This is a genomic window from Xanthomonas hortorum, assembly GCF_024339125.1.
Taxonomy (GTDB): domain Bacteria; phylum Pseudomonadota; class Gammaproteobacteria; order Xanthomonadales; family Xanthomonadaceae; genus Xanthomonas; species Xanthomonas hortorum.
The window spans coordinates 4,220,034-4,232,545 of sequence record NZ_CP101417.1 but is presented as its reverse complement, the minus strand read 5'-3'; the positions used below and the strand labels follow the sequence as shown (position 1 = coordinate 4,232,545).

The 12,512-nt window shown below is 64.7% G+C and carries 11 protein-coding genes, 1 tRNA gene and 1 other RNA gene; 11 read left to right on the top strand and 2 right to left on the bottom strand.

Going from position 1 to position 12,512, the window contains the following annotated elements:
* The first annotated feature begins 3 nt into the window (after positions 1–3).
* The 10 genes from NMB96_RS18095 (at position 4) to NMB96_RS18050 (ending at position 10,493) form a co-directional block, all read left to right on the top strand.
* A complete protein-coding gene (locus tag NMB96_RS18095; protein ID WP_006449594.1) occupies positions 4–468 on the top strand; it encodes an ExbD/TolR family protein in 465 nt (154 codons plus the stop codon).
* Positions 465–2,234, top strand: coding sequence for a lipid A export permease/ATP-binding protein MsbA (gene msbA / locus NMB96_RS18090; protein ID WP_023904084.1), 1,770 nt, complete (start codon positions 465–467; stop codon positions 2,232–2,234). Before NMB96_RS18095 ends, msbA begins: the two co-directional genes overlap by 4 nt.
* Complete coding sequence (gene lpxK / locus NMB96_RS18085; protein WP_023904083.1) at positions 2,231–3,268, top strand: tetraacyldisaccharide 4'-kinase; 1,038 nt, start codon at positions 2,231–2,233, stop codon at positions 3,266–3,268. The genes msbA and lpxK overlap by 4 nt, the downstream gene beginning before the upstream one ends.
* Before the next feature lie 319 nt (positions 3,269–3,587).
* Positions 3,588–4,367 carry a 3-deoxy-manno-octulosonate cytidylyltransferase gene (gene kdsB / locus NMB96_RS18080; RefSeq protein ID WP_023904082.1) on the top strand — a complete coding sequence of 260 codons (780 nt, stop codon included), beginning with the start codon at positions 3,588–3,590 and terminating at the stop codon, positions 4,365–4,367.
* Complete coding sequence (locus NMB96_RS18075; RefSeq protein WP_023904081.1) at positions 4,364–4,828, top strand: low molecular weight protein-tyrosine-phosphatase; 465 nt, start codon at positions 4,364–4,366, stop codon at positions 4,826–4,828. The genes kdsB and NMB96_RS18075 overlap by 4 nt, the downstream gene beginning before the upstream one ends.
* 23 nt (positions 4,829–4,851) lie before the next feature.
* A complete protein-coding gene (locus tag NMB96_RS18070) occupies positions 4,852–6,270 on the top strand; it encodes a nhl repeat protein (RefSeq protein WP_043889226.1) in 1,419 nt (472 codons plus the stop codon).
* Positions 6,267–8,123: an excinuclease ABC subunit UvrC gene (uvrC, locus tag NMB96_RS18065; protein WP_023904079.1), complete on the top strand. Its 1,857-nt coding sequence runs from the start codon at positions 6,267–6,269 to the stop codon at positions 8,121–8,123. Before NMB96_RS18070 ends, uvrC begins: the two co-directional genes overlap by 4 nt.
* A complete protein-coding gene (gene pgsA, locus NMB96_RS18060) occupies positions 8,123–8,755 on the top strand; it encodes a CDP-diacylglycerol--glycerol-3-phosphate 3-phosphatidyltransferase (RefSeq protein WP_023904078.1) in 633 nt (210 codons plus the stop codon). Before uvrC ends, pgsA begins: the two co-directional genes overlap by 1 nt.
* A 36-nt stretch (positions 8,756–8,791) precedes the next feature.
* Positions 8,792–8,867 (top strand) — tRNA-Gly (locus NMB96_RS18055).
* Between the two features lie 594 nt (positions 8,868–9,461).
* Complete coding sequence (locus NMB96_RS18050; RefSeq protein WP_255085364.1) at positions 9,462–10,493, top strand: sulfotransferase family protein; 1,032 nt, start codon at positions 9,462–9,464, stop codon at positions 10,491–10,493.
* Between the two features lie 66 nt (positions 10,494–10,559).
* On the opposite strand, the gene NMB96_RS18045 is transcribed toward NMB96_RS18050, so the two are convergent.
* Positions 10,560–11,102, bottom strand: coding sequence for a GNAT family N-acetyltransferase (locus NMB96_RS18045; RefSeq protein ID WP_255085363.1), 543 nt, complete (start codon positions 11,100–11,102; stop codon positions 10,560–10,562).
* 133 nt (positions 11,103–11,235) lie between these two features.
* Between NMB96_RS18045 and NMB96_RS18040 the strand changes: the two genes are divergently transcribed.
* Positions 11,236–12,369, top strand: coding sequence for an alpha-hydroxy acid oxidase (locus NMB96_RS18040; RefSeq protein ID WP_303623037.1), 1,134 nt, complete (start codon positions 11,236–11,238; stop codon positions 12,367–12,369).
* On the opposite strand, the gene NMB96_RS18035 is transcribed toward NMB96_RS18040, so the two are convergent.
* Positions 12,364–12,439: non-coding RNA, sX9 sRNA (locus NMB96_RS18035), on the bottom strand. The genes NMB96_RS18040 and NMB96_RS18035 overlap by 6 nt on opposite strands.
* Positions 12,440–12,512: the final 73 nt, after the last annotated feature.

Genomic DNA, 12,512 nt, shown 5'->3' with positions numbered 1-12,512 from the left:
CGGATGCGCATCGGCAGTGACCGAAGCCAGGACGAGCCGCATATCGACCTGGTGCCATTGATTGACGTCATTCTTGTCCTCATCATCTTCTTCGTGGTGACCACGACTTTCGACGCACGCTCCACGCTGCAATTGCAGCTGCCGACTGCCAGCGACCAACACACCAGTGCGCCGCCACGTGCGTTGAGCGTGCTGGTCAATGCCGATGGGCGTTACTTCATCAACGACCAGGAAGTGCTGCGTTCGGATGTCGATTCGCTCAAGCAGACCATCGCGCAGATCGCCGGCGATGATCGTGAGCAGACAGTGCTGATGCGCGCCGATGCGCGTACGCCGTACCAGGCTGTCGTCACCGCGCAGGATGCCCTGGGGCAACTCGGCTTTCGGCGCATCGCGATTGCGACTGCGCCCGAAACCGGCACTTCCGGTACTACCGGCACGACAAGCAAGCACGGAACCCGCCAGTGAACATCTCCAACGACCGCCCGGCGCCAGTCTCGTCCTGGCGCACGTACCGTCGCCTGCTGGCCTTCGCCAAGCCGTATCGTCTGTTGCTGATCGCCGCGCTGATTGCCGCGCTGGTCGAAGCGGCGGGCACCACCGGCTTTCTGGCGTTGATGAAGCCGATCACCGACGAAACCTTCATCTACAAGAACGCCGAAGTCAGTCGCTGGCTGCCGGTGCAGATCATCCTGTTGTTTGTGGTGCGCGGCATTGCCGGTTACATCACCGATATGGCGATGGGCAAATCCGCACGCAGCATCGCGCGCGATCTGCGCGTCAAGGTGATGTCCAAGTATCTGCGCCTGCCGGGATCGCGGTTCGATTCCGAGCCGGTGCCGTCGATGCTGATCCGCCTGGGTTCGGACTCGGATCAAGTGGCGCAGGCGGCGGTGGATGCGGTCAAGGTGATGATCCAGCAGTCGTTGCAGGTGATCGGTGCGTTGGCACTGATGCTGTGGCATAGCTGGCAGGTCACGCTGACCATCCTGGTGCTGGCGCCGGTGCTGGCGTGGGTGATGGACAAGGTGGCGCGGCGATATCGCCGCATCAGCCACAGCATCCAGGAGAGCGGCGCGCATCTGTTGCAGGCAGCCGATCAGACCTTGTCCAGCCATCAGGAGGTCAAGATCTACGGCGCACAACAGACCGAAATGGAGCGCTACGGCGCGCTGGCCGACCGCAATCTGCGTCTGGCGATGAAGGTCGAATCCACGCGTGGCATTTCCACCGCCACGGTGCAGATGATCGGCGCGATCGGTCTGTCGGCGCTGTTGTTCGTGGCCGGTGCGCAGGCACTGGCGGGGCGGCTGACCGCAGGCGACTTCGTGGTGCTGATGACCTCGATGCTGACGATCATTCCTGGCCTCAAGCAGCTCACCAATGTGCAGAACATGGTGCAACGCGGCCTGGCCTCGGCCGAGCGCTTGTTCTCGGTGCTCGACAGCCCCGACGAGCCGGACCAAGGCGCCATCCCGCTCAAGCGTGCGAAGGGCTTGATCGAATTCCGCGATGTCACCGCGCGCTATCCGGGTCAGGTGAATCCGGCGCTGGCGGGGGTGAGTTTTGTTGCGCAGCCGGGCACGGTGACGGCGATTGTCGGGCGCTCGGGCAGCGGCAAATCCAGCCTAATCAAGCTGATTCCGCGCTTCTACGAGGCCGAGGCCGGGCAGATCCTGCTCGACGGTCATCCGGTGCAGGCGTACTCGTTGGCCGATCTGCGCCGGCAGATCGCGCTGGTCGGCCAACAGGTGATGTTGTTCGACGGCAGCATCGCCGACAACGTGGCCTATGGCGAGATGCGTAGCGCCGACGCCGGCCAGCTGGAGCGCGCGATCCAGGGCGCCAATGCGATGGAATTCGTCGCTCAGTTGCCCGAAGGCTTGCAGTCGCACGTCGGTACCAAGGGCGGGCGTCTGTCCGGCGGGCAGCGCCAGCGTCTGGCGATCGCGCGCGCGATGCTCAAGGATGCGCCGATCCTGATTCTGGACGAAGCTACCGCCGCGCTGGACAACGAGTCCGAGCGGCTGGTGCAGGATGCCTTGCACAAGCTGATGCCGGACCGCACCACGCTGGTGATCGCGCACCGCCTGTCCACCATCGAACATGCCGACCAGGTACTGGTGATGGATCAGGGCCGCATCGTCGAGCGCGGTACGCACAGTGAATTGCTGGCGCAGGGCGGGCTGTATTCGCACCTGCACGGCATGCAGTTCCGCGAACGGCAGGCATGAGCAAGCGCGGCGCCCGCACGCCGGGCTATTGGTACGACAATGCGCCGATTCCGCTATCAGCGCGCATGCTTGCGCCGGTCTATGGGGCTGCCATCGCGCTGCGACGCGCGCTGTATCGCCGCGGCTGGCGCAAGCGCCACGGCGTGCCGGTGCCGGTGATCGTGGTGGGTAACGTCACTGCCGGCGGCACCGGTAAGACGCCGCTGACGATCGCCTTGGTGACCAAATTGCAGGAAGCCGGTTGGACGCCGGGTGTTGCCAGTCGTGGCTATGGCCGCGACGAATCGGGCACGGCGCGTTGGGTCGAAGCGGACACGCCTGTGGCGCTCGGCGGCGACGAGCCGGTATTGATCGCCTGGAAAACCGGCGCGCGGGTGCGCGTGGATAGCGATCGTCTGGCCGCGGCACGCGCACTCGTCGAAGCAGGTTGCGACATCGTCGTCTGCGACGATGGGTTGCAGCATTACCGGCTTGCGCGCGATGTGGAAATCGAAGTGGTCGATGGTCAACGCCTCTACGGTAACGGGCGCCTGCTGCCGGCCGGGCCGCTACGCGAGCCTGCAGCGCGTGCGCGCGATTGCGATTTCCGTGTGGTCAATCTGGGGCAGGGCAGCGCTGCGGCGACACCGCAAACGCCTGAAGACGCCGGTTTTGGCGAGTGGCAGATGCGCCTGAGCATCGACAGCGTGCAACCGATGGATGGCAAGCGTGTGCAGCCGTTGAGCATGCTTGCCGGGCAACGCGTGCACGCGGTGGCCGGGATCGCGCATCCGGAACGCTTCTTTGCGATGCTGCGCGCGCGCGGCATTGGCGTGGTGCCGCATGCCTTCCCCGATCATCACGTGTATCGCGCTGCGGATTTCAGTTTCGGCAGCCGCTTGCCGGTGCTGATGACCGAAAAGGACGCAGTGAAGTGCAGGCCGTTTGCCGACGAGTGGTTGTACAGCGTGCCGCTCAAGGCGGAGTTGCCGGCCGCGTTCTGGGTGAGTTTGCTGGATCGTCTGGACAAGTTGGCGAGTCGGCAGGGTGTGTGAGTGCGGTTTTTCTGGCAATGGTGATCTTGGTTCGGCTGCAGGGTCCTTGCCCGCCCACCGTCGCGGGACACGCCGCAAGTACATCCATGTAGGCTCTTACGCGGCATCCATGCCGCGTAAGGTCCCGCGACGGTGGGCGGGCAAGGACCAGTCGAGATGGTCGGTGTGCATGTGCGAGCAGTGTATGCAGCGGCGTCCTAGTGATGTAGCGCATCGCTGCTCCAACCGAATACCGTTATTTCGCTCAATCACATAGATACATCATGCGATTCGGTTATTTCGTTTCTCCAATTTTTCCTGCATCCCAGAGCGCGTACGCATGACCACCACAACGCCTGCAGATTTCGTCGTCGCCATTCCCGCGCGCTATGCCTCCACGCGGTTGCCGGGCAAGCCACTGCAATTGATCGGCGATCGCCCGATGATCCAGCATGTGGCCGAGCGGGCGCTGCTCGCAGGTGCGCGCGAGGTCTGGGTGGCCACCGACGATGCGCGGATTGCCGAGGCGATCGAAGGCCTGGCCGGCGTGCATGTGGCGATGACCGGCAGCGAGCACATGTCCGGGACCGACCGGCTTGCCGAATGTGCACGGATCGCCGGCTGGGAGGTCGAGACCTGTGTGGTGAATCTGCAGGGTGACGAACCGTTTGCGCCTGCTGCCGGTATCCGCGCAGTCGCCGAGCTGCTGCTGCGCTCCGGTGCTGAAATGGCTACGCTTGCCGCGCAGGTGGATAGCGCGCACGAGCTGTTCGATCCGAATGTGGTCAAGCTGGTGCGCACGGCGCACGGCGACGCGCTGTACTTCAGCCGCGCGCCGATTCCCTGGCACCGCGACAGCTTCGCCAATCAGCGTGAGACCTTGCCCGATGCCGGTCAGTGGCTGCGCCATATCGGTATCTACGCGTACAGCGCCGGATTTCTGCAGCGTTTTGCGGCGATGCCGCCCGGCCTGCTGGAGCGCATCGAGTCGCTGGAACAATTGCGCGTGATGGAGGCAGGCTACCGCATCGCAGTGGCGTTGACGCCGGAGCAGTTTCCGCCCGGCATCGATACGCCGGACGATCTGGCGCGTGCGCAGACGCGGGTGGCGTCGGCATGAAGGTACTGATCGTGTGTCTGGGCAACATCTGCCGCTCGCCGATGGGCGAGGGCGCCTTGCGTGCGCGGCTGGACCAAGCGCGGTTGTCGCGGCGTGTCGAGGTCGATTCGGCCGGCACCGGCGACTGGCATGCCGGCGAGCCACCCGATCCGCGCGCCATTCGCTGCGCACGCGGTCATGGCGTGGATATTTCCGGATTGCGCGCCCGTCAGGTGCGTGCAGCGGACTTCGAACACTTCGATTGGGTGCTGTGTGCCGACAACAGCAATCTGCGCGATCTGCAGCGGCTTGCCCCGGCGCCGCTGCGCGACAAGGTCGCACTCTGGCTGCCGTGGGCGGGCGTTGCAGAGCGCGACGAGATCCCCGACCCCTATACCGGCGGCATGGACGATTTCGAGCGTGCCTGGCAGCTGGTCGACACCGCTGCAAGCCAGACCGTGGCCAGGCTCACCCGCAGCTAATCGGGCTTGGGCATAATTACCGGATGACTGCCCAGCTCACCCAGGAATTGCCGGAATTCCCTACCTGGCTCAACGCCAGGCCATCCACCTTGCAGGAGCATCGTGGACGCGCGCTGGTGCTGGCGTTCGTCAATGCCAGCTCGGTGTGGTGCGCCGAGCGCCTGGCCGAGCTGGCCCATTGGCAGGCGCGCAGCCCGGGGCGGTTGCAGGTGATCGTGGTGCAGGTGCCGCGTTTCGATAGCGAGCGCTTGCCGCAACGCTCGCTCAAGCAACTGCGCGGGCATGGTGTGAGTGCGCCGATCCTGCTCGACAAGGACTGGGAAACCTGGCGCCGCTTCGGTATCGAATCCTGGCCCACGCTGGTGCTGCTCGATGCCTACGGCCGCGAGCGTCAACGTCTGGTGGGCGTGACCGGCGATCTGGACAAGGCATTGGTTGCCCTGTGCGAAGGCCAGCAACCGCCGTCGGACATCGACCTGCATGGCGTGGCCGAACGCGAAGCCGAGCCGCGCCTGGAACTGCAATTTCCGACCGGCCTGGCCGCCACCGAAGACCGCCTGTATATCGCCGACACCGGCCATCACCGCGTGCTTGAATGCACGCATGGCGGGCGGGTGTTGCGCCAGTTCGGCCATGGCAATGCCGATCTGATCGACGGTGGCGTCGGCGAAGCGGCGTTTCGACGTCCGCAAGGCCTGGCGCTGGAACGCGACCAGCTCTATGTCGCCGACACCGGCAATCACGCCCTGCGCCGCATCAATCTGCGCAGCGGGCAGGTCGACACCTTGTGCGGCACCGGTCGCTCCGGCGAGCCGGTCGAGGGCCCGCTGGCGTCCTCCAGCGCGTCTGCGCTGAATTACCCGCAAGGTCTGGCCATCGCCGACAATCAGGTGTTGATCGCCATGGCTGGCGACAACCGCATCTGGAGCTATCACCTGGGTAGCGCCGCGTTGACCGCGCGCGCAGGCACCGGCTCGCTCGAAATCCGCGATGGCAGCGGCCATCTGGCCGCGTTCGCGCAACCGGCCGGATTGGCTGCGGTGCAGCAGGTGGCCTATGTCTGTGACGGGTTGGGTTCGTCGATCCGCACCATGCAATTGCGCGGCGATCTGGTGCAGACCCTGGTCGGCGGGCAGGGCACCTGGCTGTTCGGCGACCAGGATGGCCCACGCGGCACCGCCCGCCTACAGTTTCCGCAAGCGATTGCCTTGGCCGCCGATTCGCCGCTGCTGTGGATCGCCGACACCGGCAACGGCAGTCTGCGTTGCCTGCGTCTGGGAGGTGGCGAACTGACCACGGTCGAGCTGCCGCGCCGCCTGCATGGCCCGGCCGGGCTGGCGGTTGCCGCAGGTGCGGTCTGGATTGCCGAGACCGATGCCCATGCCGTCTTGCGTTACGACCTTGCAAGTGGCGAACTGAGCGATGTTTCGATAGCAGAATGAGCGCAAGGCCCCAAGCTGATTTCGATGGAAAGGCGTTTGCTGCCCAACTGAGCACCGCGCCCGGCGTCTACCGCATGTATGCGGGCGACGACACGCTGCTGTACGTGGGCAAGGCCGGCGCGCTGCGCAAGCGCGTGGGCAGCTATTTCAACGGCACGCCGAAGAACGCGCGGCTGACCTCGATGCTGTCGCAGGTGGCGCGCATGGATGTCACCGTGACCCGCAGCGAAGCCGAAGCGCTGCTGCTGGAAAACCAGCTGATCAAGTCGCTGTCGCCGCGCTACAACGTGTCGCTGCGCGACGACAAGAGTTACCCGTATGTGTTGCTGACGCGCGAAGACTGGCCGCGCATCGCGCTGCACCGCGGCCCGCGTGCGGTGCAGGGGCGCTATTTCGGCCCGTACACCGGCGTGACCGGCGTGCGCGAAACCTTGAGCCTGATGCACAAGCTGTTCAAGCTGCGCAGCTGCGAAGACAGCGTGTTCCGCAATCGCTCGCGGCCGTGTCTGCAATATCAGATCGGCCGCTGCAGCGCGCCGTGCGTGGACCTGGTCGCAGCGCCCGACTACGCAGAATCGGTACGCCGCGCCACGATGTTTCTCGAAGGCAAGAGCGACCAGCTTGGCGAAGAGATCATGCAGTCGATGCAGCAGGCCAGCGAAGCGCTGGAGTTCGAGCGCGCCGCGCGTCTGCGCGATCTGCTGTCCTCGCTGCGCAGCATGCAGAACCGCCAGTACGTGGACGGCCGCGCGGCCGACCTGGACGTGCTGGCCTGCGCCACGCAAGCCAGCCAAGCCTGCGTGCTGCTGTTGAGTTTTCGCGACGGCCGCAACCTGGGCACGCGTTCGTTCTTCCCCAAGACCAATGGCGAAGACAGCGCCGACGAGATCCTGGGTGCGTTCGTCTCGCAGTACTACGCCGAACATTCGCCGCCGCGCGAGATCCTGCTCGATCGCGAAATCCCCGATGCCGAGTTGATCGAAGCCGCGCTCAGCAGCGCCGCCGAGTACAAGGTGACGTTGAAGTGGAACGTGCGCGGCGAGCGTGCCGGCTATCTGCTGCTGGCCACGCGCAACGCGCAGCTGACCCTGGTCACCGAACTCACCAGCCAGAGCGCGCAACACGCACGCAGCGAAGCGCTGCGCGAAATGCTGGGGCTTGCCGAGCAGGTCAAGCGGGTGGAGTGCTTCGATATCAGTCACACCATGGGTGAGGCGACGGTGGCCTCGTGTGTGGTGTTCGATGCCAGCGGCCCGGTGCGCGGGCAATACCGGCGCTTCAATATTTCCGGGATCACGCCGGGCGATGACTACGCGGCGATGCGCCAGGCCATCGAGCGGCGCTTTCGGCGCGCAGTGGAAGAGAACGGTGTGCTGCCGGATGTGTTGCTGATCGACGGCGGCGCCGGCCAGCTGGCGCAGGCAAAGGGCGCGCTGGCCGATCTGGGCATCGAGAACGTGCTGCTGGTCGGCGTGGCCAAGGGCGAGGAGCGCAGGGCAGGGCACGAGGCGCTGGTCATGGCCGACGGCCGCGAGCTGCGCCCGGGTGCGGCATCGCCGGCGCTGCAGTTCATCCAGCAGGTGCGCGACGAAGCGCATCGCTTTGCGATTACCGGTCACCGCGGTCGTCGCCAGAAGGCGCGCATGACCAGCAAGCTCGAGGATATCCCCGGTATCGGCCCGCGCCGTCGGGCCAGCCTGCTCAAGCATTTCGGCGGTTTGGTCGGGCTCAAAGCCGCCGGCGAGGCCGAGATTGCACGCGTGGAAGGGGTCAATGCCGCACTCGCCGCGCGAATCTACGCTAACCTGCATGGGCTGGCGCTCCCCGATGCGGCAGGCGAGTCGAGTCCGTAATGAAGTTGACCATCCCCACGTGGCTGACACTGCTGAGGATCTTGATGATCCCGGTGTTGGTCGTGGTGTTCTACCTGCCGTACACGTGGACCAATTTTGCGTCTGCCGGCGTGTTCGGGCTGGCGGCCATCACCGACTGGCTGGATGGCTGGGTCGCACGGCGGTATCACCAGTATTCCGCTTTCGGCGCCTTCCTGGACCCGGTGGCCGACAAGCTGATGGTCGCCGTGGCGCTGTTTCTGATCGTGCAAGGCCACCCGACGCCGTGGATGGCATTCTGGGCGGCGGTGATTGTGGGCCGCGAAATCGCCGTCTCTGCGCTGCGCGAGTGGATGGCCGAGATCGGCCAGCGTGCCAAGGTGCGCGTGGCGGCGATCGGCAAGATCAAGACCACCGCGCAGATGGTCGCGCTGTTGTGCCTGCTGTATTCGGTCACGCCGGGGCAGATGCCCACGCACGAAATCTGGTTCGGCAATCTGATCTTCCGCGCCGGTTACTGGACGCTGGCGATCGCCGCGCTGCTGACATTGTGGTCTGGTTTTCAGTACCTGCAGGCCGCATGGCCAAGCCTGCGCGCCGATGAAAAAGCCGCAATCAGCAGCAAGCCAAAAAAAGTCGAAGGCAATGGTTGACAGCCCTGCTGTTCGCTGTAGAATCTCGCCTCCCAAGCGGGAATAGCTCAGTTGGTAGAGCGCAACCTTGCCAAGGTTGAGGTCGCGAGTTCGAGTCTCGTTTCCCGCTCCAGGTTTTGATGTTCGGACTTCTGCTGAAGTCCATCGCGGTTCGATCACACAGTGGGTTTTGCCTGTGGAGCATCTAGCCAAGTCTGCTGAAATCCATTCCGAGCCACGTATTTCTATAAAATGGATCTGCGTGTCCAGAGCCAGAAGCTTGGCCGCCAGAGCACGCTGTCGCAGATCGCAGCATCGACACACTGCATGCCTTGCGACGCATTTGCAGTACGCCAGGGCCGTTACCCGATACTTCTCAGTAAAGTTGCGGGGCTTATGGTTCTCAGTGGCGCCCACGCTCGCGACGGTAAACCCGTTCGGACAGTGCCTGCGGATAACGCTCTCGCAGGGAGGAGCGGTCGTGTCGTCGAAGGTGTTGCCAGGCTCATTGCAGCTAGCGAGATAACTGCCGTCATCGTAGCTTTTGAACCGTTTCAGTGGTTTTCAGCGGTCTTGTTGTCATACACAGGTCGCACGCGTTGCCTAGCATTTCGGCAACCGAGCGTGACTGGCGTCGGTTTGTGCTGGTGCGTGCCGATGCTTGTTTGGCAGGGCATGCATCGGTGCATTTGCCCATCGCGGTACCTGCCTGTGGGACCACCGACCCATGAACGAAGCCGACCTGAGCGAGTTGCTTTCGACCTTGTCCAGTCTGCCGGACGAACTGCAGCGCGTGCGAGCAGCAGCGCCTGCGCTGGCGCCGCAGTTGGATGGGGTGGACGCATTGCTGGAGCGCAGCCTGGTGCAGACACGGGCTGCGTTGGTGCAGGAAGGGACCTCGCCGGAGTTGGCCTACGATCTGATGTCAGATCTGCATAAGAGCAGTCGCCTTGCGGATAACCCGTTCGGCGATCGCGCGCATTTCATCATCGGCAATCGTCGCTCTGGCACCACGTTGCTGGCGTATCTGGTCAATGCCAGCGAGACGATCTGCAGCCTGCCGGAAAACATGTTGTGCGGAGAGCTGGCCAAGTGCGACAGCTTGCTGCGCCTCGGCAGCATGGTGCTGCCGCATCTGGGCTTGCCGCAGAGCGGGTTGTACCCGCGCTTGGGGCGCATGATCGATGAGTTGCATTGCGAGTACGCGCAGCGCTTCGGGCGGCAGCGCTGGATCGCCAAGGAATTGTTTTCGTCCAGCCGGCTCGATGTGATCGATACGATGTTCGATTTTCGCGGCAAGTTTCTGTTTCTGCATCGTCATGGGTTGGATGTGGCGTTGTCGTGCTTTCAGCGTTTCGTACGTCGTGATGGCTTGCCGGGCAATCCGCGTTCCGGCTTGTATCTGATGCAGTATCTCGACGAGTGGGTCGCCACCAACGAAGCGGCGCTGGATTTTGCCGAACGTGCGGGCGATCGCTGCTTGCAGCTGGGTTATGACGAACTTTCGCGTACGCCAGAAGTGGTCGGGGCGCGCGTGTTCGAGTTTCTTGGCGAGCCATGGTCTGAGCAGGTGCTGCCGCGCATGGCCCAACAACGCATCCGGCCGTTTATGGGCGACAACCTGACCGCGCAGCGCGGGCTTGCGATCGATGCTGGCGCGCGTGTACCGAGTTGGCATGCGTGGCCGCCGGAACTGCTGCGTAGCCTGGGGCGGCGGGCGAATCCGATGCTGGAACGCTTGGGCTACGCGCCGCTATAGATGCTGTCGAGTTGTCTGCCCGGCGATTTGTGCCAGTCGCGTAAGGCGGGCTTGGATGACCTGGTCTCACGCATCCATGGCAATGCTGTCTGGTGCATTGAGCGCGATGCCTGCCTGACGTAGCCGCGCCATGCTGTAAGCGCTGACGAAACCGCCATCGCGCATGGCGTAGTCGCGCAGTTCGCCTTCCACCTCGAAGCCATGACGCTGGTACAGCGCCACTGCTGCGGTGTTGTCCGCATAGACGGTGAGTTCGAGCCGGTGCAGTTGCATCCAGCGGTCGGCGACGTCGAGCAACGCGCTCAGCAGGCGCGTGCCGACACCACGGCCATGCCAGTCCGGCCGGACCGCCAGCGCGATGCCGCCGACGTGCGCGCGACGTACCCGTGCCTGGCTGCCCAGGCTGCCGGCACCGACGACTTGCGCGCCGTGCAGTGCGACCAGGGCCAACTGCCGCTCGTCTTCGTGCAGCAATTGCCGGCGCCATTGCTCGCCCCCGCGATACGGCAGCTCCAGCAGCTGTCGCGCCACCTCGGGGACGTTGTAGAGCGCGCACACGCCGTCGGCATGCTGCTCGCGCGCGCGTTCGATCTGGATGTGGTGCTGCATCGATGCGGGCTCGTTGGCACTGTGAAGTGCAGATGCTCGCGTAGACTCATGATGCTGCGATGACCGGGACGCGACACGCGACACCTGCCGAACTGTCACAGGCCGCCGCTAGCCTGTGCGGATGAGTGCGATTGTGTGTGTCGACGATTTGCAGACTTTGGCGCAACGCTGCCTGCCGCGCATGCTCTACGATTACGTTGCGGCGGGCAGTTGGAGCCAGACCACGCGGCAGGCCAATCGCTGCGATCTGGATGCGTTGCGGCTGCGCCAGCGCGTTGCCATCGATGTGGCGCGGCGCAGTACCACCAGCACGCTGCTGGGCGTGCCGGTGGCGATGCCATTGGCATTGGCGCCGACCGGCTTGGCCGGCCTGTTGTATCCGGATGGCGAGGTGCTGGCCGCACGCGCGGCCGAGGCATTCGGGGTGCCGTTTGTGCTGTCGACGATGAGCATCTGTTCGCTGCAACAGGTCTGCGCCAGCGTGCAGACGCCATGCTGGTTTCAGCTCTATCTGATGCGCGACCGCGGATTCTCTGCCGCGTTGATCGCGCGCGCACAAGCGTCCGGCTGCGGCGCGTTGATGCTGACGCTGGATGTGCCGTTCATGGGGCAGCGGCATGCCGATCTGCGCAATGGGTTGAGCGTGCCGCCGCGTGTGAGCCTGGCGACGCTGCGCGATTTCGCGACGCATCCGCGTTGGTGTCTGCGCATGCTCGGTAGCCGTCAGCACGGCTTCGGCAATCTTGCCGGGCAGGTGGATGGCCAGGGTGATCTCGCATCGCTGGCAGCATGGACCGCCAGTCAGTTTGATGCGGCGCTGACCTGGGACGATGTGGCCTGGGTGCGGGCGCGCTGGGATGGCCCGCTGATCGTCAAGGGCATCCTGGATGTGGACGATGCGCGGCAGGCAGTCGCTGCAGGCGCGGACGCGCTGGTGGTGAGCAATCATGGCGGGCGCCAACTCGATGGGGCGGCGTCCAGCATCCGCATGCTGCCGGGCATCGTCGCTGCGGTCGGTGGCGATGTCGAAATTCATCTGGATAGCGGTATCCGCTGCGGCCAGGACGTGCTGAAGGCGCTGGCGCTTGGCGCGCGCGGCGCTTACATCGGGCGTGCCTGGCTGTATGGGTTGGCCGCGTTGGGCCAGGCCGGTGTGACCGAGGTACTGCGGCTGATCCAGCGCGAGCTGGAGCTGAGCATGGGGCTGTGCGGCAGGCCGCAGATTGCGGATATCGACGCCAGCGTGCTGCTTCCTCGGAGCGGCTAACAAGCGTAGCAAGCAACTGTCAGGTGGGGCGTGGATGGCGCGGAGGAAGCGGAGTGTACGAGTGGTACATGTTGATTCCGAGCACCGGCCGCGTCCACCTGGCAGTCAGCGCAGTAGTTTTGTTAGCCGCTCTTAGCGCTGAG

Excerpts from the sequence above, each read along its gene's own strand:
- uvrC (WP_023904079.1), top strand. The coding sequence starts at position 6,267 with ATGAGCGCAAGGCCCCAAGCTGATTTCGATGGAAAGGCGTTTGCTGCC.
- NMB96_RS18095 (WP_006449594.1), top strand. The coding sequence starts at position 4 with ATGCGCATCGGCAGTGACCGAAGCCAGGACGAGCCGCATATCGACCTG.
- kdsB (WP_023904082.1), top strand. The coding sequence starts at position 3,588 with ATGACCACCACAACGCCTGCAGATTTCGTCGTCGCCATTCCCGCGCGC.
- NMB96_RS18045 (WP_255085363.1), bottom strand. The coding sequence starts at position 11,102 with ATGCAGCACCACATCCAGATCGAACGCGCGCGCGAGCAGCATGCCGAC.
- pgsA (WP_023904078.1), top strand. The coding sequence starts at position 8,123 with ATGAAGTTGACCATCCCCACGTGGCTGACACTGCTGAGGATCTTGATG.
- lpxK (WP_023904083.1), top strand. The coding sequence starts at position 2,231 with ATGAGCAAGCGCGGCGCCCGCACGCCGGGCTATTGGTACGACAATGCG.
- NMB96_RS18075 (WP_023904081.1), top strand. The coding sequence starts at position 4,364 with ATGAAGGTACTGATCGTGTGTCTGGGCAACATCTGCCGCTCGCCGATG.
- NMB96_RS18070 (WP_043889226.1), top strand. The coding sequence starts at position 4,852 with ATGACTGCCCAGCTCACCCAGGAATTGCCGGAATTCCCTACCTGGCTC.
- NMB96_RS18050 (WP_255085364.1), top strand. The coding sequence starts at position 9,462 with ATGAACGAAGCCGACCTGAGCGAGTTGCTTTCGACCTTGTCCAGTCTG.